Origin of the sequence: Sphingobium sp. B8D3B (assembly GCF_025961875.1) — a bacterium.
Taxonomy (GTDB): Bacteria; Pseudomonadota; Alphaproteobacteria; order Sphingomonadales; family Sphingomonadaceae; genus Sphingobium.
On the sequence record NZ_JAOQON010000001.1, the window covers coordinates 19,513 to 43,971 of the forward strand.

Sequence of the window (24,459 nt, forward strand, 5' to 3'; positions counted from 1 at the left end):
ACGAACGGAGGGAATGTCCTTGCGGTCCCCGCGTGCCTAGCCTTCCACCAGATCGCCCATGATCTCGCGCGCGAGCTGGCCTGCGTCGGGCTCCACGCGGCACGACTGGTCGAACAGCATCGTCGCGCGGGTGCTCCGCTCATAGGCCGGCCAGTGCGGCAATCCGCTCGCCTGATCATTGGGATCGCCATTGGTGGCGAAGGCAACCCAGGCGCTGCTCATCTTGGCCGCGAGCGTGGTCGGGGCGTCGCCCTCGCCCAGCAGGGCGCGGGCGGACTGCGGCGTATTCAGAATGAACGGCGTCTCCATCGTGTGGAGGGCGCCTAGCTTCCCGTCGAGCGCGGGGCTCTGATAATCGAGCCGGTACATGAAGGCGGGCGCGCCTTCCTTGCGCTCGGCCTGCGCGATGATCGGTGCCTGGATGGAATAGTCGCTGAACAACTGGAGGAAGAGCCGGCTCGGCGTGGCCTCGGGATAGGCCTGCCGGTAGCGGCTGAGGACTCTGCCGGTGCGGTCGCCGAGAAACGCCTGGGAGCGGGACTCGAGGCCGGCCTCGTCCAGCGTGAAGGCGCCGGGATCATTGCCCCAGAAGAAGCTCATTTCCTGCGCGTTGCAGCCGATGAGCATCGGGATGGCGTTGGTGAGCGGCGCCGCGCGGGGCGAGAAGGGGTGTTGCGGGAGCAACAGCGGATCGAGCACCGGCGCGAAACAGGGCAGATGCGTGAAGTTGCGCGGCTTCAAATCGTCCGCGACGGCGTGATAGCCGGCAAGCAGGGTCTGGACCGGCAGGGTGAGCAGGCTCTGCCAGTCGTCGCGCGGGATGTTCAACCGGTGCAGCAGCCGGTCGGTCGCTGTCGCGGCATCGTCCCGCTCCATGAAGCGCAGCGCCGGGCCGCTCTGTACGCCGGCACGGTGGATGAGGCCCTGCGCGGCAGGGCTGCTCATCAGGAAGCTGGTCTTCATTCCGCCGCCGGAGGTGCCGAACACCATGATGCGCGCCGGATCGCCGCCGAAATTCTCGATATTGTCGCGGATCCAGCCGAGCGCGGCGATAATGTCCTGCATTCCCGCATTGCCGGCATGCGCGAATTCGTCGCTCTCCGTCAGGCCGGCGAGGTGGGTGTAGCCAAGGGCATTGAGGCGATGGTTGAGGCTGACGAATACGACATCGCCGCGCGCAGCGAGCTTGCTGCCGTCCACCGCCGAGCCTGAGCCGCCATAGAAGAAGCCGCCATGCAGGGAGACCATCACCGGCCGCTTGCGGCCATCGCGCAGGCCGCTGGTCCAGATGTTCAGGAACAGGCAGTCCTCCGATTCCGGGACCGGCGGGGGTGCGGGCGGCGCACTGGCCGGGCGCGGCAGTTGCGCAAGGATGACATAAGGCGGGCCGGGAGGCGGATTGGGGTTGGATTGCGGTGCGCTGGCCCCGAATGCGAGCGCATCGGTAATGCCCGTCCAGCCCTCCGGCGCGACGGGCGGGCGGAAGCGCTCGGCCCGCGCATAGCGAATGCCGCGAAACGCCATCACATCGCCTTCGAGGCGGCCGCGCAGGCGCCCATATTGCGTGTCGGCAATCGGTTCGGATGATGTCATCGCAAAAGCCTTTGGCAGAATGATGGCGGGAGCGGTCGTGGCAGCAAAGACGGCTTTCAATGCCGTTCGTCTGCTGACGCCGGGGTGAGCGGGCATGGCAGGCTCCTCTGGTTCGCCTCATTCTAGGAACTCCGGCCCGCTCGCAATTTGCGGACAGGGAACTCTTGTTCGTCTGCCGGTGAACTGGGCGCTCGAAGATCGCCCCCGCGCGCGCATGAGGGTCGACAGGGCGCATTGCTCGCGCCAAGGCTGGAGCGGACATGAGCGAGGCGGCGGTGGAACGAACAGAGCAGCTGAAAGAGAGGGGCTTCCAGTTGGCCGGGCTGGAGCACACCTTCGGCTTTTTGCTCCATGCGGCGTGGCGCGATGCCTCGACGACGTTCAACCGCTTCTTCGCCGGCACGGACATGACGCCGAGCGCTTATTCCGTCCTCCTGCTGATCCACAGTAACCCCGGTTGCGCGCCCGGCGACCTCTCCGAGATCATGGGCATCACCTCCAACAACATGACGCGCCTTCTCGACGATCTGGTCAAGCGCGGCTTCGTGGCGCGTGAGGTGAGCGAGGCGGATCGTCGCGTGCGCCTGCTGCGGATGACGGCGGCGGGAACGGATTTTCTGGCCGAGCTGCGGCGTTGCCACGATGCTTATGAGGCGCATTTCGATGCGCGCATCGGGCAGGAGCGGATCGCCCAACTCTGCGAGCTTTTGCGCCGGTTCGGCTGACCGCCCGCTGCCGGACGCGGCGCAAGGCCGTTCGCCTGCCTGCACTTTGTTCCCGGCAATGCAAAGCACGATGCGTCGCCAGTAAAGCCCCGCGGGGCCGGCCCTTTTAACGATCATGTGCAATTGCAGGAGAGCAGCACGTGTCGGTGGAGTCGGACAATCGGGCGCATCGTCCCCGGTTGGCGCATGAACTGGGGCCTCTGGCCAGCCGCCGCCAGATGTTGCGCGGGGCCTGCGTCGGCGCCTTGCTGATCGGCGCGGGCGGCTCCGCCGTGCTGGCGCGTGCGGCTGGACCAACCCGGATGGATGCCGTGCTGTCCTTCCATTCCAACGAACCGTGGCTGGACCGCACCGGCCGCGCCGCGCCCTGGCATCCGCCGCGCGGGTGCCGCAGCGGCGAGGGCGTGGAGCCGCTGTCGGACGAGATGCTGCGCAGAGTGAATTGTTATGTCTGAACGGGTCTGCCGAGATGTGCGGCTGCCCTTGACCGGAGGTTCAAGTGGTCGATTTTTCTTCTGATCCGGCCAAGCGCGGCTTCTTTTCCCCGCAGCGCTACGATGCCGAGATTCTCGAATGCGAAGTGCAGGGCACACTGCCCGCCGATCTGGTCGGCACCTTCGTGCGCCTGGGCGGTGAATGGTATTATCCGCCGAGCAAGCCGGACGATGCGATGCTGCATACCGACGGTTATGTCAGCACCTTCCGGTTCAAGGATGGGCGCGTCTCCTACAAGGGCAAGTTCGTCCGCACGCCGCGCTTCCAGGCCAATCTCAAGGCGGGTCGGCAGCTCTTTGGCTATTATCGCAATCGCTTTACCGACGATCCCAGCGTGCAGGGCATCGACGGCACCGTGTCCAACACCACCCCGCTGGTGCATGGCGGCAAGCTGTTCACGCTCAAGGAGGATTCGCTGCCCCAGCAGATCGATCCGGTGACGCTGGACACGATCGGCGCGTGGGATTTCGAGGGCAAATACAAAAGCCAGACCTTCACGGCGCACCCGAAGATCGACCCGTTCACCGGCGAGATGATCGCTTATGGCTATGAGGCGACGGGGCCGGCCTCCAAGGACGTGTTCGTCTACGCGATGGACAAGGCGGGCCGGGTGACGCGCGAGACGCGGTTCGAGGTCCCCTATGTCTCGGTGATGCATGACATTGCCTTGACCGAGAAGCACATCCTCTTCCCGTTCGGTGGCTACGTCACCAGCATGGAGCGCTTGCGCGAAGGCAAGGTTCACTGGGGGTGGGACCGCAGCAAGGACAGCTACATTGGCATCATGCCGCGCGATGGCGAGGGCAAGGACATCCGCTGGTTCAAAGGCCCGGAACGGTGCATGATGCACACGTTCAACGCGCAGACCATCGGCAACAAGGTGGTGCTCTACGCCCCCTTCTACGATTCCAATTTCTTCCCCTTCTTCCCCAATGTCGATGGCTCTCCCTGGGACCCAACGCGGGCAAAGGCCTATGTGCGCCGCCTGACCTTCGACCTGAATTCCAAGAAGGATAGCTGGGAGGAGGAGATTCTGTTCCCGCTGCCCATCGGCGATCTGGGGCGGATCGATCCGCGTTATCTGACGCAGGAAAACCGCTATTGCTTCACGGGATTTACCGACCCGACCCGGCCGTTCGACGAGGCGCGGGCAGGCAATCTGCGCGGGCGCGTGACGAACAGCTATGCCCGGTTCGACCTGCATACAAACAAAGTCGATCGCTATTTCCCCGGCGATACGCACAGCCTGCAGGAGTGCTGCTTCATTCCTCGCAATGCCGACGCGCCGGAGGGCGATGGCTATCTGATCGGCACGGCTTCCAATTATGCGGAGATGCGCTCCGAGCTGATCATTGCCGATGCGCAGCGGCTGGAGGAGGGCGACATCGCCCGCGTGATCCTGCCGTTCCGCGCAGGTCCGCAAGTCCACTGCATCTGGGTGCGGCCGGACGAACTGGCGCCCTTTCCAAAAGCAGGAGGCATCGATGCGTGATGAGACCGAGGCCCTTGAGGCTGCAAAAACAGGAGGAGAGAGATATGGCCATGACGAGACTGCGGTGCCTGGCTTTGACGGCCGTAGCGATGGGGCTGGCCATGACCGGTAATGCCCAGGCTCAGAGCCTTTCGGCGGAGGACTATGCGGTCGCGCGCGCCGAGATCGTCAACCTGTCGAACCGGCTCATGATCGCGTCCGACGCGCGGGATGCCGAGACCTATGCCGAGAGCTTCGCCAGCGATGGCGTGCTGGACTGGATTGGCGGGGTGGAACACGGCCGCGAAGCGATCCGCAAGGCCATCGAGGAATGGCGCGGCCAGATCGCGAAAAAGGCGACGATTCCAGCGGACGCTAAGTCGCAGCCACGCACGCGCCATTATGTGCTCAACCACGACATCACGGTGAACCCGGACGGCAAGACCGCGTCGGGCCGCGTGTATTGGTTCGCGCTGACGAACAATACGCCGCAAACCGATGTGCAGGTGCTCTACTTCGGCCATGTCATCGAGGATTATGTGAAGGAAGACGGCAAATGGCTGTTTTCCAAGCGCGCGGTGTTCAACGAATCCCGCCACAATCGGGCATTGTTCTACCCCGAGTTGGGCGAGAAGGACCCGCGGCAATCGGACTGAACGGCTGTGCTGAGCGTGCGCGGTGCCCGCAAGGGCGGCCATCGCTGGCCTTGCGTGCCTCGGGCGCGTCTGGCACGGGCGGCTGGACGGTCTGCCCGTCCAGCCACACCCGCCTGATCCGGATGCCTCGCCTGTCATGAGCCTGCGTCTTGCCATTTTCGATTGCGATGGAACGCTGGTCGACAGCCAGCACAGCATCGTCGAGGCCATGGATGGCGCGTTTCGCGCGGTGTCGCTGGTGCCGCCCGACCGCCAGCAGTGCCTCTCTGTCGTGGGCCTCTCCTTGCCTTATGCGATTGCCCGGCTGGTGCCCGATGGGTCCGACGCGTTGCGCGACGAGCTTTGCGACCACTACAAGCTGCGCTTCCAGCATCTGCGCGCCTCCGGCGGGCTGCGCGAGCCGCTGTACCCGGGCATTGCCGACCTGCTGGATCGGCTCGAAGCGCAGGGCTGGCTGCTCGCCATCGCCACCGGTAAATCGGAGCGGGGCTTGCGGCTGCTGCTCGAGCATCATGGCATGGCCAAGCGCTTCGTTTCGTTGCAGACGGCGGATCGCAATCCCTCCAAGCCGGACCCCGCGATGATCGGCGCGGCGCTTGCCGAGGCGGGCGTCGAGCGGGCCAGCGCTGTCATGATCGGCGATACCAGCTTCGATATGCTGATGGCGCGGGCGGCCGGGGTCCAGGCGCTGGGTGTGGCCTGGGGCTATCATCGCGCCGAAGAGCTGATCGAAGCCGGTGCTGCATCCGTGGCCATGGACAGTGCCGAGCTGGCGCGCCATATCGGCCTTTCATGACAGAGACGACACCCAACAGCGCCGGTCCGGACCCGTCCGACGCCGCAGCGCAGGCCCGCCGTGCGGCCGCAGCCAAGCAGCGCTTTTACGCGATCGGCCTGTTCCGGCTGTCCGGCGCGTTCATCCTGCTGTTCGGCATGGCAATCTCGCTGGAGCGGTTCGATTGGGTGCAGGGTGACAAGGCGAAGTGGATGGGCGTGATCGTCTCCACCGTCGGCTTCATCCAGTTTCTCATCGTGCCCCGGATGCTGGCGCGCGCGTTCGCGACGCCGAAGGACAAAGGCTAAGCCCCGACATGAAGCGGTTCTGGACTTCCGCGCAGGCGATCGCGAGCGAGGACGGCTGGTCGATCGGACTGGACGGGCGCCCGGTGCGCACGCCCGCGCGCGCGCTGCTGGTCGTCCCCGGTGCGGCGCTGGCGCAGGCGATTGCCGAGGAATGGACCGGGCAGGGCGAGGAGATCGACCCCGCCACCATGCCGATGACCGGCTTTGCCAATGCGACGATCGACCGCGTGCTGCCGGCGCTGGGCGACTTTCGCGGGCAGGTGGCGGCTTATGCCGAGAGCGATCTGCTCTGCTACCGCGCCGATGGACCGCAGACGCTGATCGCGCGCCAGGAAGCCCAATGGCAGCCGTTGCTCGACTGGGCTGGCGAGCGCTTTGGCATCGCCTTCGTCGTCACGCAGGGCATCATCCCGGTGGATCAGCCGGCGCTGACTTTGGCTGGCCTGCGCGCCGCCGTCGAGGCGCTCGATCCGTGGCTGCTCGCAGGCTTTGCCACGCTCGTGCAGATCAGCGGCACGCTGGTGGGTTCGCTCGCGCTGATGGAAGGCAGGCTGTCGGCAGAGGATCTGTTCGCGGCGGCGAGCCTGGATGAGGCCTGGCAGGCCGAGCAATGGGGCGAGGATGCTGAAGAGAGCGCGCGGCTCGCACGTCGTCGCGCTGATTTCCTCAACGCGGCGCGCTATTGCGCGCTGGCGGCCGAGCGCTGAGCGTTCCCTTGCTCCGCGATTTGGTCTAGGGCGCGAACCATGACGCAAGCCGCTCTCGAAATTCAGGATCTCTGCAAGACCTACAAGGGCGGCAAGCGCGCTCTGGACGGCGTGAACCTCACCGTGCCGCGCGGCAGCATCTACGGCCTGCTCGGCCCCAATGGCGCCGGCAAGTCGACGATGATCAACATCCTCGCCGGGCTGGTCAACAAAACCAGCGGCACGGCGCGGATCTGGGGGTTCGATATCGACAAGGATGCGCGCAACGCGCGGCTCTCGATCGGCATCGTCAATCAGGAAATCCTGTTCGATCCTTTCTTCACGCCGCTGGAAACGCTGGAAAATCAGGCCGGCTATTATGGCGTGCCCAAGGCGGAGCGGCGCTCGATGGACCTGCTGCGCGCGGTGCATCTTGAGGACAAGGCATCGGCTTATTCGCGCACGTTGTCGGGCGGCATGAAGCGGCGGCTGATGGTCGCCAAGGCGATGGTCCATGCCCCGCCGATCCTCGTGCTGGACGAGCCGACGGCAGGCGTTGACATCGAGCTTCGCCAGCAGCTCTGGTCCTATGTCCGCTCGCTCAACGCGCAGGGCGTGACCATCGTGCTCACCACCCACTATCTGGAGGAAGCCGAGGAGCTGTGCGATCGCATCGCGATCATCAATCACGGCCGGCTGATCGCGGACAAGCCGACGCGCGAACTGGTCGGCATGGCGCGGGAAAAGGTGGTGGAAGTCACCGTCGACCGCGACCTCGGCACGCTGCCTGCGCATGACCGGTTCGAGCGGGTCGAGCGGTCCGACGCGCGGAGCCTCAAGATTACCTATCTCAAGGACAAGGCCACGGCGGGCGATGTGATCAATGTCGTGCAGGCGCAGGGCTATAGCATCGTGGACGTCTCCACGCACGACCCCGACCTTGAAGACGTCTTCCTGACCCTCACCCGCGCGGACGGTTGAAGAAACCTCCCACACGTCAGACATGATGCGCAAAATGAAAGGCCGCCGATTTGCACCGGCGGCCTGTCATGTGTTCAGACTGAGCGAGGCTCAGGCGAAGCTGGTCGAAACCCGACGACGACGCAGCTGCATGCCGGCGAGCGCGAAGCCACCGATCATGAGAGCCCAGGTCGCCGGCTCGGGAACCGCAGCCATCGACACATTGTCGACCACGAAGTCGGCGGCCGTGCTGCCGTCACCGAAGAAGTTGAACTTCAGATTGGCAGGGCCGCTATTCGTCGCGGTGAACTGCGTGGTGAAGGTGTACCAGGTCTGCGGCGTGGTGCCGCTCACGCTGCCCGCCGTGAGAGTCAGCCCCGCCGGTACATCGTCGATCAGGAACTGGAGCGAGGCGTCGAACGGATTGCCATAGCCATTCAGCGGCACGAAGTAGTCGAACGACAGATAGTAGCTCACGCCGGCAACCACGTTCACGCTCTGCGAGAGCGAGTCAGGATTGGCCGTGTCGGACGAGAAATAGGCGCCGTAGGTGCCGCCGCCAGCCGGGGCGGGGATGGATTCGCCATAGGCACCGGTCGGGTAACCCGAGCCCTGACCATAAGCGATCACGACTGGAGCCGTGCCGCCGCCGACATTGCTCAACGACCAGCCGCTGAAGCTGCCCGACTCGAAGCCACCATTGGTTACGAGATTGGCCGCCATGGCGGGGCCAGTCAGGGCGAGCGCGACAGCCGTCCCCAGAAAATAAAGTGATTTCATGATCTTTTCTCCCACACGCAAACGCACAAGGCGTCACACGACGCTTTGTACTCCATTTCGCGATATATTTCCTCTTCGTTAACTATCTTCCCTTGAGTTTCCGCCGAATAATCGGAAAGATCGTTCTCGATCAGTCTATTACGAGCTGCCGCATTGCAAAGCGCCGCGCGCAGGCTAGGACACGGCATTGCGCGCCATTCCACCACGCGGCCGCTCGGGACCTTGTGCATGACCATTTCCACGCATGACATCATCATCATCGGATCGGGCGCGGCGGGCCTGACCGCCGCCATTAACTTGGCGCAGACGCACAAGGTGCTGGTGCTTGCCAAGGGTGCGCTCGATTCCGGATCGACCAACTGGGCGCAGGGCGGCATCGCGGCGGTGCTCGATGGCGGGGACAGCTTTGCGGCGCATGTCGAGGATACCATGGTCGCCGGCGGTGGGCTGAACGACCGGGCGACGGTGGAGTTCGTCGTGTCCGAAGCCCCGGCCGCGATCGAGCGGCTGGCGGCACTGGGGGTGCCATTCAATGCGGGCGAGGCCTTTGGCGAGCGCTGGCATCTCACGCGCGAGGGCGGGCATTCGCATCGCCGCATCGTGCATGTCGATGATGCGACCGGCCACGCGGTGCAGGTCGCGCTGATGGCGGCCGCGCGCGCCAATCCGAACATCACCCTGATGGAGAATATGGTCGCGATCGACCTCATCACCTCCCGTCATGGCGAGCGCTATTCCGGCGACGGCCGGGTGTGGGGCGTCTATGCGCTCGACAGCAAGGCCGGGCGCGTGGAAGCTTTTGTCGGTCGAGCGACGATCCTCGCAACCGGCGGGGCAGGCCGCACCTATCTGTTTTCCACCGCGCCGCGTGGCGCGACCGGGGACGGGATCGCCATGGCCTGGCGCGCCGGCTGCCGCGTCTCCAACATGGAGATGATGCAGTTCCATCCCACTTGCCTTTACAATCTGGAGGTCAAGAACTTCCTGATTACCGAGGCGATGCGGGGTGAAGGCGGCAAGCTCAAGCTGCCCGCGGGCGTGCCCGGTGGCGGCGAGCGGTTCATGGACCGGTTCGATCCGCGCGGTGAACTCGCGCCGCGCGATGTCGTGGCCCGCGCCATCGACCATGAAATCAAGCGGCTCGGGCTGGATTATGTCCATCTCGACATCAGCCACCAGCCGCCCGAGTTCATCAAGGAGCATTTCCCGACCATCTATGCGCGGCTGCTGAGTCTCGGCATCGACATCACCAAGGAGCCGATCCCGGTGGTGCCGGCGCAGCATTACACCTGCGGCGGCGTGGTGATCGACCTCGACGGGCGCACCGATCTGCCGGGCCTCTATGCAGCGGGTGAGGTGACGGAAAGCGGCCTGCACGGTGCCAATCGCCTGGCCTCCAACTCGCTGCTCGAATGCTTCGTGTTCGGTGAGGCGGCTGCCAATCACATCCGCGCGACATGGGCCGATCTGCCCGCGCCGCCGCCAATCCGGGCGTGGGACGAAAGCCGTGTGACGGACAGCGACGAGGAAGTCGTCGTGACCCATAACTGGAAGGAAATCCGCCGGTTCATGTGGGATTATGTCGGCATCGTCCGCTCGACCAAGCGGCTGGAGCGGGCGCAGCACCGGGCCGACCTGCTCGCGCGCGAAGTGGATGACTATTACGGCAATTTCCGCGTGACGTCCGACCTCATCGAGCTGCGCAACCTGCTCGAAGTCGCCCGGCTGATCATTCGCAGCGCGCTCAAGCGCAAGGAGAGCCGGGGCCTGCATTACACGCTCGATCATCCCGACATGCTGCCGGAGGCTGTCGATACGGTGCTGGTGCCCTGACGTCAGAATGAGCAAAAAAAGGGCGCGATGGCCAAGCCGTCGCGCCCTGAGGTTCTGACTAGGAGGGAAAACAGCAGAGCTGCCTTCAACGCTTCGACTGCGGATCGTCGCGTCATGATGTGTATGGGGGGTGTCGGCAGTGCGCGCTTTGACAGAGATCAAACCGTTGCGATTTGCAATAATTAGGGCCGCGCTTGTTCCCGCGACATCCTCATTTTGTCGCAAAAGGGATTCGGTACACCGCAACTGATCGCTTCGTTCTGGAATTATGCGCAGGGCTCGGTCAGTATATCCCTATGTTCGGCAAGGAAGATTTCAGCGCGTGAGGCAGGGTCTGGGGCCATTGTCGGCGGCGCTCGCGGTGCTTGCATTGGCGAGTTCGTGCACCGCCATTCCGTCATCGACACATCCAAGCGCGCGGATCGCGGCGCCGGCGCAGCCCGCCGTCCGCTACGCGCCGCCGCGCGAAGTCGTGCAGCCGGTCCCGCAGCAGGCCGCCGTTCAGCGGGTGCAGCGCGGCGGCACGGTGAGCGCGCCTTGGCTGCCCAATCGCAATGCCGTTCCCACGCCGCGCGTGCCGGTCACAGCGGCACCGCCCGCGCTGGTTGCCAGCATTCAGGCGCTCGGGCGCCAGTTCAATGGCAAGGTCGGCATCGCCGTGCAGAGCGTGGATGCGGGGTGGACCGTCTCGCATAATGGCGATCTGCTGTTCCCGCAGCAGAGCGTCTCCAAGCTGTGGGTGGCGATGACCATGCTCGATGCCGTGGACCGCGGCAAGCTGACGCTGGACCGGGATGTCACCATCCGTCCGTCCGACCTGACGCTCTTCCATCAGCCCATCGCGGCGCTGGTGAACAGCGAGCAGGGTTATACCACCTCGCTGCGCAGCCTGTTCGAGCGGGCGATGACGCAGAGTGACAATACCGCGAACGATTCGGTGCTGCGCACCGTTGGCGGGCCGGACGCCGTGCGCAGCTATCTGGCGCGGCGGTTTATCGGAACGGACAGCATCAGGTTCGGCCCCGGCGAGCGGCTGTTGCAGAGCCAGACGGCCGGGCTGACCTGGTCGCAGAACATGTCCGCCGGGCGGAACTTCTATGCGGCGCGGTCCAACCTGCCCCGCTCCGTGCGCGAGCGGGCGCTCGACAGCTATCTGGCCAATCCGCCCGATGGCGCGGCGCCGCTGGCCATCGTGGGGGCGCTGGCACGACTCCAGAAGGGCGAGATGCTCTCGCCATCTTCGACGCAAATCCTGCTGGCGACGATGGAGCGCGCGAAGACCGGTCCGCAGCGGATCAAGGCCGGTGTTCCGGCCGGCTGGACCTATCTCCACAAGACCGGCACCGGGCAGGATCTGGCGCCGCGTTCGACCGGCTATAATGATGTCGGCATCATGACCGCGCCGGATGGCTCGAGCTATGCGATTGCGGTGATGATCGGCGAGACCACGGTGGGCATTCCGCAGCGCTGGGAGCTGATGCAGGCGGTATCCCGTGCGGTCGGCACGCTGCACCAGGGCGGCGCCCGCTACAGCGCCGCGCGCTGACCATAGCTTTCGTTTAGGAAATGCCGCTAAGAGCGGGGCGGGGCGGCGTCGACCGCGCCGGCCCATGATGCCTTATCGGAACCGACATGCCTGCCACTTCTCCTTCCGATCTTGCGATCGTCATCGTCAATTACCGGACGGCGGATTATGTCATCCGTTGTGTGGACTCGCTCGTTGCGGAACGGGCGCAGGCCGGGCCGTTCGAGGTCATCGTGGTTGACGGTGGCTCGGCTGACGGGTCGGCAGAGAAACTCACCGAGCATTTCGCTCAACCTGAGTGGCAGGATTGGGTGACGGTGCTGCCGCTGGAGCGCAATGGCGGCTTTGGCTGGGCCAATAATCAGGCGATGTTGCGGCTGCTCCAGCGCCCCGCGCCGCCGGCCTTCATTCATGTGCTGAATCCCGACACGCTGGTCCAGCCCGGCGCGATTACGGCCTTGCTGGATGCCTTGCGCGCCCGCCCGCGCGCCGGGGCCGTTTGCAGTCGCCTGTTGGAGCCGGATGGCGCGCTGGCCGGCTCCGCGTTTCGCTTTCCGACGCCGGGCCGGGAGTTCGTCCGGGGATGTGGCATGGCCAAGCTCGGGACGATGCTCGGCATTGCACCGACGCTGGTCGAGGGCGAGGTGCCTGTCATGGCAGACTGGCTCACCGGCGCCAGCGTCCTGTTTCGTAGTGCGGCCCTTCGAGAGACCGGATTGTTCGACGACGGCTTTTTCCTGTATTTCGAGGAAGTCGAACTGATGCACCGCATGGGCCGCGCGGGCTGGGAGATGTGGTTCGTGCCGGACAGCCGCGTGATCCATATTGCCGGGGCCGCCACGGGCGTCGCGAGCGGGGCGCAGGTCGCGGTGCGGCCCTATCCGGCTTATCGTTTTGAGGCGCGGCGGCGTTATTTTGTGCGCACCGGCGGCGTTGCGCGGCTGTTCAGTGCCAACCTTGCGTGGCTTGCCGGGCGGGCGCTGGCGCTCGCCTTGCGCCCGTTGCGTGGGCCGAGGGCCGATGCCGTTCCGCAGGAGGTGTCGATGACCTTGCGGCATGGCTTCTGGCCCAAGCGGGCGGATGCGCGCGCCTCCATCCCCCGGTGGGACGAGCCGGCGGGCCGTGCGCCCGGTTGGACCGCGCCATGAGCGTCGTGGCGCCGCGCACGGGCATCGTGGCGATCGGCCGGAACGAGGGCGAGCGGTTGAAACGCTGCCTCAGAAGCGCGCCGGCTGATTGTCCTGTGATCTATGTCGATTCGGGTTCGACGGATGGCAGCATCGCCTTCGCGCAGAGCCTCGGCATCGGCGTGGTGGAACTGGATGTCGCGACGCCTTTCACTGCGGCGCGTGCGCGCAATGCCGGCTGGCGCCGCCTGCTGGCGGATCATCCCACGCTCGATTTCGTTCAATTCGTCGATGGCGATTGCGAACTTGCGCCGGACTGGATCGGTCGGGCCGAAAAGGAGCTGGATGCCGAGCCGGGACTGTGCGCAGTCTTCGGGCGGCGTCGCGAGCGCTTCCCCGCTGCCAGCTTCTACAACGCGCTGTGCGACGATGAATGGAATGTCCCCATTGGGCTGGTCGAGGCCTGTGGTGGCGATGTGCTGTTCCGCGTGGCGGCTCTGTCGCAAGCCGATGGCTATGACGGCAGCCTGATTGCCGGCGAAGAGCCTGACCTTTGCCTGCGTCTTGGTGGGATGGGCTGGCAGGTGCGGCGGATCGACGCGGAAATGACGCTGCACGATGCCGACATTCACCATGCGCGCCAACAATGGCTGCGTGCGCGCCGGGCCGGCTATGCCTTTGCCGAGCATGTCGCGCGTCATGGCGATGCGGCATTTCCGATCTGGCGCCGCCAGCGCAATAGCATCCTGCTATGGGGCGGTGTCATCCCGCTCCTCATCCTGGGCGCGATCCTGCTCGGGCTGATATCGGGCGTTGCGCCGCTGATCTGGGCTGCGCTTGCGATACTGCTGATGTATCCCGCGCAGGTCGTGCGGATCGCGGCCCGCAAGCGCGCGGCGGGGTCGCCCCTGCGCTTCGCCATGGGCTATGGTCTGTGGATGATGCTCGGCAAGTTCGCGCAATTCGGCGGCTTGGCGCGCTATCATCTGCGCGCGCGCGGGGGAGCGCCGGCCCGGCTCATCGAGTATAAGGGCGCAGAAGGGAGTGCGCGGCCATGAGCTTCAAAGACATGTGTCAGCTCGTGCGCGAGGATTATGCGGCGCATGGGCGCGAATGGACCCGGCCGGGTTTCCGCACCTTGTTCTGGCACCGGTTCGGCAACTGGCGGATGACGGTGCGCTCCAAGCTGCTGCGGGCGCCGCTCAGTATGATCTATCGCTGGGGCTATCGGCATTGCCGCAATGTCTATGGCATCGAGATTCCCTATACCGCGACGATCGGCCGGGGCGTGATCGTCGAGCATCAGGGCGGTATCGTGGTGCACGGGGCCAGCATCATTGGCGATGGCTCGATCATTCGGCAGAACTGCACGCTGGGCTTGCGGTCCTTGCAACGGCTTGATGAAGCCCCGATTATCGGGCGGAATGTGAACATCGGCGCCGGTGCCGTGATCATGGGGCGCGTGACGATTGGCGATGGCGCCGCCATCGGCGCGAACGCGGTGGTGATGACGGATGTGCCCCCCGGTGCCCTCGCGGTCGGTGTCCCGGCGGTAGTGAAGGTCCGCTAGGCGCTTTTCTTGCCAACCAGTCCGCACACAGCTATAGCCACCCCCTGACGATGGCGGCCTCGCACGGGCCGCCTTTTTCTGTTTGAAAAGCCGTGCGAGGAAGGAAGAGTAGTCTTATGTCTATCACCCCGCTCATGCCCGTTTATCCCCGGTGCGATGTGCGTCCGGTGCGAGGCGAGGGCTGCTATCTGATCGGCGAGCGCGGCGAGCGTTATCTGGATTTTGCCAGCGGCATTGCGGTCAACGCGCTGGGCCATGGCCATCCGCACCTGGTGAAAGCGATTTCCGAGCAGGCTGCGACGCTCATGCACGTCTCCAACCTCTACGGCTCGCCGCAGGGTGAGGCGTTTGCGCAGCGCATTGTCGAGAATAGCTTTGCCGATGCGGTGTTCTTCACCAACAGCGGCGCGGAAGCGGTGGAATGCGCCATCAAGACCGCGCGGCGCTATCACTTCGCCAATGGCAACCCGCAGCGGCACAAGCTGATCACGTTCAAAAACGCCTTCCATGGGCGGACTTTGGGCACGATCAGCGCCACCGACCAGCCGAAGATGCGCGACGGGTTCGAGCCGCTTCTGCCCGGCTTCGATTATGTCGCGTTCAACGATCTGGAGACGGCGCTCTCCAAGATCGACGATGAGACCGCCGGCTTCCTCGTGGAGACGGTGCAGGGCGAGGGCGGTCTGACTGCTGGCAAGCCCGACTTCATCAAGGGCCTGCGCGAGGCGGCGGACAAGCATGGGCTGCTGCTGGTGCTCGATGAAGTGCAGTGCGGTTATGGCCGCACCGGCAAGTTCTTCGCGCATGAGCATTATGGCGTGAAGCCCGACGTGATGGCCGTGGCCAAGGGCATTGGCGGCGGCTTTCCGCTCGGCGCCTGCCTTGCGACGGAAGAGGCCGCCAAGGGCATGGTGTTCGGCACCCATGGCAGTACCTATGGCGGCAATCCGCTGGCGATGGCGGCGGGCATGGCGGTGCTCGACGTGCTGCTGGAGCCGGGCTTCCTGGAGCAGGTCGCGGCAACCGGCGAGCGGCTGCGCGGCGCGCTGGAGCAGCTCATCCCCAATCATGACGATGTCTTCGAGGAAGTGCGGGGCCTCGGCCTCATGCTCGGCGTGAAGCTGAAGCCGCAGGTGGAGGCACGCAACTTCGTGGCGCATCTGCGCGACAATCACGGCCTGCTGACCGTCTCGGCCGGCGAGAATGTCGTGCGCATCCTGCCGCCGCTGGTGATAGAGCAGAGTCATATCGACGAAGCGATCGCCAAGCTTTCGGCGGGGGCCGCCAGCATCAAGGCAGAGGCGAACGCATCATGATCCGGCATTTCCGCAATCTCACGGATGCAGGCGGCGACGCGCTCGCCGCCATTCTCAACGATGCGATGGACCGCAAGGCCGCGCGCGCGGGCATGCCCAAGGGCGCTGTCGACAAGGACGCGCCGTTGGCGGGCCGCACGCTGGCGATGATCTTCGAGAAGAACTCGACGCGTACGCGTGTGAGCTTCGACATGGCGATCCGCCAGCTTGGTGGTTCGTCGCTGATCCTGGACAGCGGCACGACCCAGCTCGGTCGTGGCGAGACGGTGGCGGATACCGCCCGCGTGCTCAGCCGCATGGTCGATCTGATCATGATCCGCACCGACGATCACGCCAAGATCGAGGAAATGGCGCATTATGCGACCGTTCCGGTGATCAATGGCCTGACTGACCTCTCCCACCCTTGCCAGATCATGGCCGATCTGCTGACGGTCATCGAGCATGGCCTTGCCTTGCCGGGCAGCCAGTGGGCGTGGCTGGGGGATGGCAATAATGTGCTGCACTCGATCATCGAGGCGGCCGGGCTGTTCAAGTTCGACGTGCGCATCGGCGTGCCGGAAGGGTTCGATCCCGATCCGCGCTTTGCCGCGGCGGCGCGGGCCGGGGGCGCGACCATCACGCTCACCCGCGATGCGGTGGAGGCGGCCAGCGGCGCGGACGTCGTCGTGACCGACACATGGATTTCCATGGGTCAGGCCGGCGGCGACGCCAAGTTGCGCGCGATGATGCCCTATCAGGTGACGCCCGCGCTGATGGCCCGCGCCAAGCCCGATGCCAAGTTCCTGCACTGCCTTCCCGCCCATCGCGGGGAAGAGGTGCTGGAAGAGGTGATCGATGGTCCGCAGTCGCTGATCTGGGATGAGGCCGAAAACCGCCTCCACGCCCAGAAGTCGGTGCTGCTCTGGGCGGCGGGCCTGATTGGCTAGGACCAACCGCCATTCAGCGCTGGCGGTCATCATCTGAATGTTGGTCGGTGCTAAACCAGACACAGGACATCCGGCGCCGTGCCGGAGTCCCACAGGATATGCCGGGGCGCCCAACGCGCGCTCCGGCACAACCCGCACATGATCGGCGCCGGGGCACGGCGGATAGCCACGCTGTTCACGCCGCCCGAGCGGACGTCGGGGCATTTTCTGCTGATCGATGCGATGCGGGGCGTGGCCGCGCTGGTCATCATCTTCTGGCACTATCAGCATTTCTTCTACCCGCCGGGCGCCGAGCGGGCGATGGCCGGCTTCCGCCCGCAGCAGCCTTTTTTCGAGCAGGCCAGCTGGCTCTATGAGCATGGCAAATATGCCGTGCAGCTCTTCTGGGTGATATCCGGCTTCGTCTTCGCCCATGTCTATCATGGCCGGAAAAGCAGCACGCGCGACTTTGTCGTGAACCGGCTCGCGCGCCTCTATCCGCTTCACGTGCTGACGCTGCTGATCGTGGCGGGCTTGCAGGGAATCGCGCAGGCGAAATTCGGCGCATTCCTCGTTTACCAGCACAATACGCTGGGCAATTTTCTGCTGCATCTTGGTCTTGCCTCCAACTGGTGGCCGACGGTGGTCTACAGTTTCAACGCGCCGATCTGGTCGGTGTCCATCGAGATTCTTGTTTACGCGCTGTTCTGGCTGAGCCTGCCGGTGCTGTTTCGCGCGGGCGTGCTTGGGCCCGCCCTGCTGGCCGCAGCGGCCATCGCCGGATGCTTCCTGTTCGAGGGCTACATCCTCTTCATGTGCGCGGCAGGTTTCTTCGGCGGCGCGGCGCTGTTTGCTGTTCACGCCAATCGCGCCATCTGGCTCTCCGTGCTGGTCGTCCTGCTGCTGGGGGCAGGGGGATGGACGAGCTGGGACGATAGTCTCGATATTCGGCGCTATCTCTCGGTTCCGCTGTTCAGCATGGCGATCGTGCTGCTGGCCGCCCTGCTGGAGCCCTGCCTGCGGGCGAGCCTGTTACAGCGGACGCGCTGGCTGGGGGATGCCAGCTACGGCATTTATCTGTGGCATTTTCCCGTCCAGCTGGTGCTGCTGCTCGCTGTGCCGGGTCTGGCGTCCGACCATCAAATGGCGCGCGAGCCGGCCTTCTTTCTGATCTTTATGACCAGCGTGGTCATCATCGCGGTGCTCTCCTTCCGCCTGTTCGAGACACCATCGCGGCGATGGTTGCGGGCCCGGCTGGAGGCGCGGCCTCATCCGCCTGCTTCCTCGCAGGCGGCGCCTTAGACTCTCGCCCCCTTAGACTTTCGTGAGGGGAGTGCCTATCTAGGCGCCATGTCAGAATTCGATCCTACCCGCACAGAGGACCGCGTCCTCGGTTTCGCCCTGCCTGCCCGCAATGTCCGGGGCCGGCTCGTGCGCCTTGGCCCTGCGCTCAATGCGGTGCTCGCCGCCCATCGCTATCCGCCCGTCATCGAGAAGCTGGTGGCAGAGGCCCTTGTGTTGGCCGCTTTGCTCGGCGCTATGCTCAAGGATGATGAGGGCCAGCTCACCTTGCAGGCGCAGACCGAGCAGGGCGCGGTGTCGCTGCTGGTCGCCGATTATATGGGCGGCGCGGTGCGCGGATATGCGCAGTTCGATGAGCAGCGCCTCGCCGAGCTGGGCGAGAATCCGACGCTCTTCGGTCTGTTCGGCAAGGGCTATCTGGCGATCACCTTCGATCAGGCTGTCACGGGCGAGCGCTATCAGGGCATCGTCCCGCTCGAAGGCACCGGCCTTGGCGCGGCGGCGGAGCATTATTTCGCCCAGTCCGAGCAGATTCCGAGCATCGTGAAAATCGCGGTTCGGCACGATGCGGAGGAGGGCTGCATCGGCGGCGGCATGCTCCTGCAGCATCTGCCCGAGGGCGAGGTGGGGCGCGAGCGGCTGCATGTGCGGCACGATCATCCGGATTGGGAGCACGTTATGATCCTCGGCAACACCCTGTCCGAGGAAGAACTGACCGATCCGGCGCTGGGGCTGGAGGATATCGCCTGGCGCCTGTTCCATGAGGAAGACGAGATTCGCGCGCTTTCCAGCGCCGATTTGCGCAAGGGCTGCCGGTGCGACCCGGAGCGGATTCGCGGCGTGCTGGGCCGGTTCGACCCCGCCGAGCGCACCTCCATGGCCGATGAGCGCGGGGTGATCGCGGTCGACTGCGCTTTCTGTTCGCGGATTTTCGATATCACCTTGGCCGAGTTGCAGGCCCCGCACTGAGGCGCACGCCCGCCGGCAAATTTGACAATCTGCGACAAGCCGTGCATTTCCATCGTTGAAATATTGCGGCAGCCGACCCCGTCGGCCTCTGCCGCCTGCAAACGAAGAAGTGGCTGAAGTGACATGGCATTCAAGGCAGCGACGCTGGCGATCGGGCTCGCGCTGGGCAGCTTGCTGGCGCCCATGTCCATGGCGCAGGCGCCGCAGGCGGGTGGGCTGGACTCGGTCGAATCGGGCGAGTGGGAGCTGCTGGAGCGCGGGAGTAATCAGGCCGCGCGCCGGATTTGCATCAGCGATGGCAGCCAGCTGCTCCAGCCCAAGCACCCCTATCGGCAGTGCGAGCGTTACCTGATTCGCCAGTCGCCGCGTGCCGTCGCGGCATCCTATGACTGTGGCGAGGGCGGCCGTGGTCGCACTGATCTGCGGATCGAGACCTCGCGGCTCGTGCAGATTTCGTCGCAGGGCGTGTCGGATGGACTCCCTTTTGCGCATGAGATGGAAGCCCGACGGGTGGGGGCCTGCCGCCCGGGTGCTGCGGGGCGCTGACGACATGTCTCCCCTCCTCTAAAGAGGAGGGGCTAGCACTGCCGCAACGGCGTTCTCCCGCCCGAGCGCCCGTTCGAAAAACGCCAAATCATCTCATCCCGTGACAGGGGCAGGGGATTTGCGCTAGCGCGGGGCATCATGTCACCGATATCGTCTGCATCGCACGGCCCCATGGCGGTTGTCCTTCTTTCCGGCGGACTCGACTCGATGGTCGCCGGTGGGCTGGCGCGCGAGGCGGGGTTTCGTCTGGCGGCGCTCACCATCGATTATCAGCAGCGCCACCGCGTCGAGCTGGAGGCCGCCAAGCGGGTGGCGGCCGCGCTGGAGGTGGAGCGCCATGTCGTGCTGCCGCTCGACCTCTCGCTGTTCGGCGGATCGGCGCTGACCGCCGATATCGACGTGCCCAAGGAGGGGGTCGGAGAGGGCATTCCGATCACTTATGTGCCGGCGCGCAACACGATCTTCCTTTCGCTCACCCTGGGCCTAGCCGAGGTGGTGGGGGCGGAGCGCATCTATATCGGGGTGAACGCGCTCGACTATTCCGGCTATCCCGACTGCCGCCCGGAATTCATCGCCGCGTTTGAGCATATGGCATCGCTGGCCACCAAGCAGGGCGTGGAAGGCGCGCCGGTGCAGATTGCCACGCCGCTCCAATATATGAGCAAGGCGCAGATTGCCGCCGAGGCGGCGCGGTTGGGGCTGGACGCCGGCATGAGCTGGTCCTGCTACGATCCGACGTCCGAAGGCCTGCATTGCGGCCTGTGCGATAGCTGCCGTTTGCGCGCGAAGGGCTATCAGGAAGCCGGCCTGCCCGATCCGACGCGTTACGCGACGCATCCCTGAGCCGCGCCGATGAGCTACGCCGTCAAGGAAATGTTCCTCACCTTGCAGGGGGAAGGGATGCAGGCCGGCCGCCGGGCGGTGTTCCTGCGCTTTGCCGGCTGCAACCTCTGGTCCGGGCGGGAGCAGGATCGGGCGAGTGCGATCTGCCGGTTTTGCGACACCGATTTCGTGGGGACGGACGGGGAGAATGGCGGTCGCTTCGGCGCGGCACCGGCGCTCGCGCAGGCGGTGGCCGATCTATGGGGTGATGAGACCGGCCAGCGGTTCGTCGTCATCACCGGCGGCGAGCCGATGTTGCAGCTCGATGCGGCGCTGATCGACGCGCTCCATGCCGCCGGCTTTGAAATCGCGGTGGAGAGCAACGGCACGCTGGCGGCGACGCCGGGCGTCGATTGGCTCTGCATCAGCCCCAAGGCCGGCAGTAGCGTGACGCAGCGTCGGGGCGATGAACTCAAGCTGGTCTGGCCGCAGCCTGGAATCGACCCGGCCGAGCTGCTGGATTGGGACTTCGGCCAGTTTCTCGTGCAGCCGATGGATAGCGGCACCCCGGAGGCGAATGCCGCAAACCGGGAGGCCGCCATCGAGCTGGTCCTGTCAGATAGCCGCTGGCGACTGTCCCTCCAGACCCACAAGCTGCTCGGGCTGAAGTAGAGTTATTCCGAGGCGACGGTCTCGGTGTCTTCGGAGCTGGCATTGGCGGCAGGCTCGCTCGTCTGCTTGCGGCTGACGCTGCCGGCATTACCCACGGCGCCGAGGCCATCGGCCTTCACGGCGTCGAGATCGGTCATCGAATCGTTCACCGTGCCTTCCAGCACGTTCATGTCCCGCATTTCTACCGTATTGCCCGACGTGTCCTGCGCGCCGTCGCACCCCGCGAGCGCGAGACCGCCCATGGCCGCAAGCAGGAGAAGGGGAACATGGGTCTTGCGCATCAGCGGCATCCTTTCTGGTCTTCTTGGTCGTGGCCGATTTCCCGATCGGTCGAGGCCCCCTCGGCAGCACGAAGAGCCGGTCTTAAAGAGGGATGCCGCAGGGCTCAAGGGGCCGTGGAACCCGACCACCCCATGGCTGCGGCCGTTCACCCGCCGTCGGACTCGAGCGCTGCCAGCATGGCCTGCAGATGCGATTGGAGAATGGCATCGAGGCGGTGCATGTCGGCCGGGCGTCCCAGATCGGCGAGGCTGGTGACGCCCAGATCGCTGATTCCACAGGGCACGATGCCGCCATAATGGCCAAGATCCGGCGCAACATTGATGGAGAGGCCGTGCAACGTCACCCATTTGCGCACCCGCACGCCAATGGCACCGATCTTGGCCTCCGCCCCGTGCGGCCCCTGCGTCCAGACGCCGACGCGGCCATCCACGGTCCACGCCTCGACACCGAGATCGGCCAGCGCGGCGACCATCCACTGCTCCAGCGCGCGGACGAAGCGCCGCACATCGCGTCCGCGTCGGCCCAGATCGAGATTGAGGTAGACGACGCGCTGGCCGGGGCCGTGATAGGTATATTGCCCGCCACGTCCGGTGACATGGACGGGAAAAACTGGTGCCAGAAGATCGGTCGAGAGCGCGCTGGTGCCCGCAGTGTAGAGCGGAGGATGCTCGACAAGCCAGATGCGCTCGCGCGCCTCGCCGGCGGCAATCGCCGCGACGCGCGCATCCATATCGGCCAGCGCGCTTTCATAATCGAGCAATCCCGGCTCGATCCGCCACTCAGGGCTGGCCAGGAAATCCTGTTCGGGGAGGGCAGGTGCGGTCATCTCGCCCGAGATGCGATCTGCGACCAAATTTGGCAAGGCATGGCTCGCCTATGGCGCGCGGGGGAGATATTGCCTATCGAGCGCGCAAACGGGAGCACAAGCGGTTGAGCAGGATCGATCTGGCAGCGATATGGGACGACGCCAAGCAGATGGGCGCGGCAAACCGTGACATTCTGGGCGCCGTGGCCGGCATGTTCATGTTCCTGCCCGCTCTGGTGGCCGAGCAGCTCGTCAAGCAGCCCGAGCCGCTCGCCGAGAACGCCACCAACGACATGATGCTGGCGCGGCTGACCCAATATGCCGAGCTGAACTGGCCGGTACTGCTAGCCTTCGCTGCCATCTCGTCCTTCGCCGTGCTGGCGATGCACGCGCTGCTGCTGCGTGGCGAGCGACCGACGGTGCGGGAGGCTCTGGTCATGGCTCTTCCGGTCCTGCCCGGTTTCTTCCTTGCGAATCTGCTGCAGGGACTGGGCGCCATGGGCGGCTTCATGCTCTTCATTCTGCCCGGCTGCTATCTGATTGGCCGGCTGGCCTTGATTGCGCCGGTCTCCGCGGCGGAGTCGCAGCGCAACCCGCTCACTATCCTCCAGCGCAGTGCCGCGCTGACTCGGGGAAATGGCTGGCGGGTCTTCGGCGTGCTCGGCCTTATTTTCATCATGATGATCATGCTGGGGGTTGTGCTCACCTCCGTTGTGGGGGTGGTCGCCGAACTGCTGCTGCCGGCCGACATCGCCGACCTGCTGATCGCGATGGTCTCGGCGCTGGTGGAAACCGCCCGTACGGTGCTCGTCGTGCTGATCTGCGCCGCGCTCTACCGGGCGACGGCGGGTGCGCCGGCAGCCGGAGCGCCGTTCAGCTCCAGGTGACGCGCGGCGGCAGGCTCATCAGGATTGCGTCGATATTGCCGCCGGTCTTGAGGCCGAACAGCGTGCCGCGATCATGCACGAGGTTGAACTCGACATAGCGGCCGCGCCATTCGAGCAACTGCGCTTCCTGCTCCGCTGTCCATGGCAATCCCATGCGGCGACGCACGATTCGCGGAAAGGCCTCCAGAAACGCCTCGCCCACCGCTTGGGTAAAGGCGAAGCTCTCCTCGAACGGCCCTTCGAGATGGTCGTAGAAAATCCCACCCACGCCGCGGTGAACCTGGCGGTGGGGAATGTAGAAATACTCTTCCGCCCATTTGCTGAAGCGCGGATAGTAGCTCTCGTCATGCGCATCGCAGGCGCGGCGCAGCGTGTCATGGAAGTCCGCCGTGTCTTCCTCATAGACGATGGGCGGATTGAGGTCCGCGCCGCCGCCGAACCAGCGCTTGGTCGTCACCAGCATGCGCGTGTTCATGTGTACGGCCGGCACATGCGGATTGGCCATATGCGCCACGAGGCTGATGCCGGTCGCGAAAAAGCCGGGCTGCTCCTCGCCGGCGCCATGGATGGTCTTGGCGAATTCGGGGGAGAAGGCGCCGCCGACCGTCGAGACATTCACCCCGACCTTCTCGAACACCTTGCCCTTCATCACCCCGCGCACGCCGCCGCCGCCACCGCCCTGTTCAATGGGGCCGGAGGGCTGGCCGTCGCTCTCGCGCCACCAGGACAGATAATCGAACGCCGCATCGCTGCCCGCTTCCCGCTCGATGGCTTCGAACGCGGCGCAGATCCGGTCCCGCAGGCTTTCGAACCAGGCGCGGGCGGCCAGATGTTGATCGTCGAGGCTGTTGGGTGCGGTGGAAGTCATGCGGGGAAAAGTCCGGTCTGTCTGAGAGCTTCGCCAAGCGCGATGCCAGTTGCTACCGCGACGTTCAAGGAGCGAAAGCCGGGCGCCATGGGAATGCGCACGCGCAAAGCCGCTTGTGCGTGGATCGCCTCGGGCAGACCGGCGCTCTCGCGGCCGAGTAAGAGGATGTCGTCGCGCTGGAAGCTGGCATGGGGCAGGGGCACGCTGCCGACGCTGGTCAGTGCCACCAGGCGCGCGCCGTCCTTCAGCCGCTCGGCGATGAAGCTCTCAAAGTCCACATGCCGCGTCACATCGGCCTGCGCGCCATAATCCATGGACGCCCGGCGCAGCTGCGCGTCGGACACCGGAAAGCCGCAGGGAAGGATGATGTCGACCGGGATCTGCCAGCAGGCGGCCAGTCGCAGGATGGTGCCGACGTTGCCGGCGATATCGGGCTGATAGAGGGCGATGCGCATCCTCACCTCCTAGCCACGGCCCTTGCGCAATCCCACCCCTGTTGCGCCCGGCTAGAAAAAGGCGGGCGGGCCACGAAATTGAAGGTTGGCAAATCGCAATCAAGGGCGCTATCAGGCGCCCGAACG

General features: G+C 65.3%; 27 protein-coding genes. 21 read left to right on the forward strand and 6 right to left on the reverse strand.

The annotated features are described in order from the left end of the window. Nucleotides 1-36: 36 nt before the first annotated feature. Nucleotides 37-1,593: a carboxylesterase/lipase family protein gene (locus tag M2343_RS00085; RefSeq protein ID WP_264575124.1), complete on the reverse strand. Its 1,557-nt coding sequence runs from the start codon at nucleotides 1,591-1,593 to the stop codon at nucleotides 37-39. Between the two features lie 260 nt (nucleotides 1,594-1,853). Here M2343_RS00085 and M2343_RS00090 point away from each other — a divergent pair, with 260 nt between their 5' ends. The 8 genes from M2343_RS00090 to M2343_RS00125 all read left to right on the forward strand — a co-directional run bounded on the left by M2343_RS00090 (nucleotide 1,854) and on the right by M2343_RS00125 (nucleotide 7,690). Beyond that, a complete protein-coding gene (locus M2343_RS00090) occupies nucleotides 1,854-2,318 on the forward strand; it encodes a MarR family winged helix-turn-helix transcriptional regulator (RefSeq protein WP_264575125.1) in 465 nt (154 codons plus the stop codon). 140 nt (nucleotides 2,319-2,458) lie between these two features. Then, nucleotides 2,459-2,773 (forward strand): hypothetical protein, encoded by a 315-nt coding sequence (locus tag M2343_RS00095; protein ID WP_264575126.1) that lies wholly within the window; start codon nucleotides 2,459-2,461, stop codon nucleotides 2,771-2,773. A 44-nt stretch (nucleotides 2,774-2,817) separates the two neighbouring features. Then, nucleotides 2,818-4,305 carry a carotenoid oxygenase family protein gene (locus M2343_RS00100; protein ID WP_264575127.1) on the forward strand — a complete coding sequence of 496 codons (1,488 nt, stop codon included), beginning with the start codon at nucleotides 2,818-2,820 and terminating at the stop codon, nucleotides 4,303-4,305. Between the two features lie 44 nt (nucleotides 4,306-4,349). Then, nucleotides 4,350-4,940: a nuclear transport factor 2 family protein gene (locus tag M2343_RS00105; protein ID WP_264575128.1), complete on the forward strand. Its 591-nt coding sequence runs from the start codon at nucleotides 4,350-4,352 to the stop codon at nucleotides 4,938-4,940. A gap of 136 nt (nucleotides 4,941-5,076) precedes the next feature. Continuing rightward, nucleotides 5,077-5,736 (forward strand): HAD-IA family hydrolase, encoded by a 660-nt coding sequence (locus M2343_RS00110; RefSeq protein WP_264575129.1) that lies wholly within the window; start codon nucleotides 5,077-5,079, stop codon nucleotides 5,734-5,736. Continuing rightward, nucleotides 5,733-6,023 (forward strand): purine permease, encoded by a 291-nt coding sequence (locus M2343_RS00115; RefSeq protein WP_264575130.1) that lies wholly within the window; start codon nucleotides 5,733-5,735, stop codon nucleotides 6,021-6,023. The genes M2343_RS00110 and M2343_RS00115 overlap by 4 nt, the downstream gene beginning before the upstream one ends. An 8-nt stretch (nucleotides 6,024-6,031) precedes the next feature. Then, nucleotides 6,032-6,730, forward strand: coding sequence for an ATP12 family chaperone protein (locus tag M2343_RS00120; RefSeq protein ID WP_264575131.1), 699 nt, complete (start codon nucleotides 6,032-6,034; stop codon nucleotides 6,728-6,730). A 39-nt stretch (nucleotides 6,731-6,769) separates the two neighbouring features. Beyond that, the gene (locus M2343_RS00125; RefSeq protein ID WP_264575132.1) at nucleotides 6,770-7,690 is read left to right on the forward strand and encodes an ABC transporter ATP-binding protein; all 921 of its coding nucleotides are present in this window, start codon (nucleotides 6,770-6,772) and stop codon (nucleotides 7,688-7,690) included. A gap of 90 nt (nucleotides 7,691-7,780) precedes the next feature. Here the strand turns inward: M2343_RS00125 and M2343_RS00130 are convergent, their stop codons facing one another. Beyond that, nucleotides 7,781-8,449, reverse strand: a complete 669-nt coding sequence (locus tag M2343_RS00130; protein WP_264575133.1) for a PEPxxWA-CTERM sorting domain-containing protein — start codon at nucleotides 8,447-8,449, stop codon at nucleotides 7,781-7,783. A gap of 228 nt (nucleotides 8,450-8,677) precedes the next feature. On the opposite strand from M2343_RS00130, the gene nadB reads away from it, so the two are divergent. The 12 genes from nadB (at nucleotide 8,678) to queE (ending at nucleotide 21,036) form a co-directional block, all read left to right on the forward strand. Continuing rightward, nucleotides 8,678-10,282 (forward strand): L-aspartate oxidase, encoded by a 1,605-nt coding sequence (gene nadB / locus M2343_RS00135; RefSeq protein ID WP_264575134.1) that lies wholly within the window; start codon nucleotides 8,678-8,680, stop codon nucleotides 10,280-10,282. Between the two features lie 322 nt (nucleotides 10,283-10,604). After that, the gene (locus M2343_RS00140) at nucleotides 10,605-11,828 is read left to right on the forward strand and encodes a class A beta-lactamase-related serine hydrolase (protein WP_264575135.1); all 1,224 of its coding nucleotides are present in this window, start codon (nucleotides 10,605-10,607) and stop codon (nucleotides 11,826-11,828) included. A gap of 86 nt (nucleotides 11,829-11,914) precedes the next feature. Continuing rightward, complete coding sequence (locus M2343_RS00145) at nucleotides 11,915-12,955, forward strand: glycosyltransferase family 2 protein (protein ID WP_264575136.1); 1,041 nt, start codon at nucleotides 11,915-11,917, stop codon at nucleotides 12,953-12,955. Then, nucleotides 12,952-13,992 (forward strand): glycosyltransferase family 2 protein, encoded by a 1,041-nt coding sequence (locus tag M2343_RS00150; protein ID WP_264575137.1) that lies wholly within the window; start codon nucleotides 12,952-12,954, stop codon nucleotides 13,990-13,992. The genes M2343_RS00145 and M2343_RS00150 overlap by 4 nt, the downstream gene beginning before the upstream one ends. Continuing rightward, nucleotides 13,989-14,504, forward strand: coding sequence for a serine O-acetyltransferase (locus M2343_RS00155; RefSeq protein WP_264571125.1), 516 nt, complete (start codon nucleotides 13,989-13,991; stop codon nucleotides 14,502-14,504). The genes M2343_RS00150 and M2343_RS00155 overlap by 4 nt, the downstream gene beginning before the upstream one ends. 116 nt (nucleotides 14,505-14,620) lie before the next feature. Beyond that, entirely contained in the window at nucleotides 14,621-15,820 is a 1,200-nt protein-coding gene (locus M2343_RS00160; protein ID WP_264575138.1) for an aspartate aminotransferase family protein, read from the forward strand. Next, complete coding sequence (argF, locus tag M2343_RS00165; protein ID WP_264575139.1) at nucleotides 15,817-16,746, forward strand: ornithine carbamoyltransferase; 930 nt, start codon at nucleotides 15,817-15,819, stop codon at nucleotides 16,744-16,746. Before M2343_RS00160 ends, argF begins: the two co-directional genes overlap by 4 nt. Before the next feature lie 138 nt (nucleotides 16,747-16,884). After that, nucleotides 16,885-18,027, forward strand: a complete 1,143-nt coding sequence (locus M2343_RS00170) for an acyltransferase family protein (protein WP_264575140.1) — start codon at nucleotides 16,885-16,887, stop codon at nucleotides 18,025-18,027. A gap of 48 nt (nucleotides 18,028-18,075) precedes the next feature. After that, nucleotides 18,076-18,996, forward strand: a complete 921-nt coding sequence (locus M2343_RS00175) for an Hsp33 family molecular chaperone HslO (protein WP_264575141.1) — start codon at nucleotides 18,076-18,078, stop codon at nucleotides 18,994-18,996. 123 nt (nucleotides 18,997-19,119) lie between these two features. Next, the gene (locus M2343_RS00180) at nucleotides 19,120-19,542 is read left to right on the forward strand and encodes a DUF3617 domain-containing protein (RefSeq protein ID WP_264571120.1); all 423 of its coding nucleotides are present in this window, start codon (nucleotides 19,120-19,122) and stop codon (nucleotides 19,540-19,542) included. Between the two features lie 138 nt (nucleotides 19,543-19,680). Beyond that, nucleotides 19,681-20,385 (forward strand): 7-cyano-7-deazaguanine synthase QueC, encoded by a 705-nt coding sequence (gene queC, locus M2343_RS00185; protein WP_413715995.1) that lies wholly within the window; start codon nucleotides 19,681-19,683, stop codon nucleotides 20,383-20,385. A 9-nt stretch (nucleotides 20,386-20,394) separates the two neighbouring features. Then, nucleotides 20,395-21,036, forward strand: a complete 642-nt coding sequence (gene queE, locus M2343_RS00190) for a 7-carboxy-7-deazaguanine synthase (protein WP_264575143.1) — start codon at nucleotides 20,395-20,397, stop codon at nucleotides 21,034-21,036. Nucleotides 21,037-21,038: 2 nt separating this feature from the next. Here the strand turns inward: queE and M2343_RS00195 are convergent, their stop codons facing one another. Then, on the reverse strand, nucleotides 21,039-21,317 hold the full coding sequence (locus M2343_RS00195) for a hypothetical protein (protein ID WP_264575144.1): 279 nt from the start codon (nucleotides 21,315-21,317) through the stop codon (nucleotides 21,039-21,041). A 146-nt stretch (nucleotides 21,318-21,463) separates the two neighbouring features. Continuing rightward, a complete protein-coding gene (gene lipB, locus M2343_RS00200; protein ID WP_264577454.1) occupies nucleotides 21,464-22,144 on the reverse strand; it encodes a lipoyl(octanoyl) transferase LipB in 681 nt (226 codons plus the stop codon). 104 nt (nucleotides 22,145-22,248) lie between these two features. On the opposite strand from lipB, the gene M2343_RS00205 reads away from it, so the two are divergent. Beyond that, on the forward strand, nucleotides 22,249-23,010 hold the full coding sequence (locus M2343_RS00205; protein WP_264593993.1) for a hypothetical protein: 762 nt from the start codon (nucleotides 22,249-22,251) through the stop codon (nucleotides 23,008-23,010). On the opposite strand, the gene hemF is transcribed toward M2343_RS00205, so the two are convergent. Further along, complete coding sequence (gene hemF, locus M2343_RS00210; protein WP_264575146.1) at nucleotides 22,997-23,878, reverse strand: oxygen-dependent coproporphyrinogen oxidase; 882 nt, start codon at nucleotides 23,876-23,878, stop codon at nucleotides 22,997-22,999. The genes M2343_RS00205 and hemF overlap by 14 nt on opposite strands. Beyond that, on the reverse strand, nucleotides 23,875-24,333 hold the full coding sequence (locus tag M2343_RS00215; protein ID WP_264575147.1) for a tRNA (cytidine(34)-2'-O)-methyltransferase: 459 nt from the start codon (nucleotides 24,331-24,333) through the stop codon (nucleotides 23,875-23,877). The genes hemF and M2343_RS00215 overlap by 4 nt, the downstream gene beginning before the upstream one ends. Nucleotides 24,334-24,459: the final 126 nt, after the last annotated feature.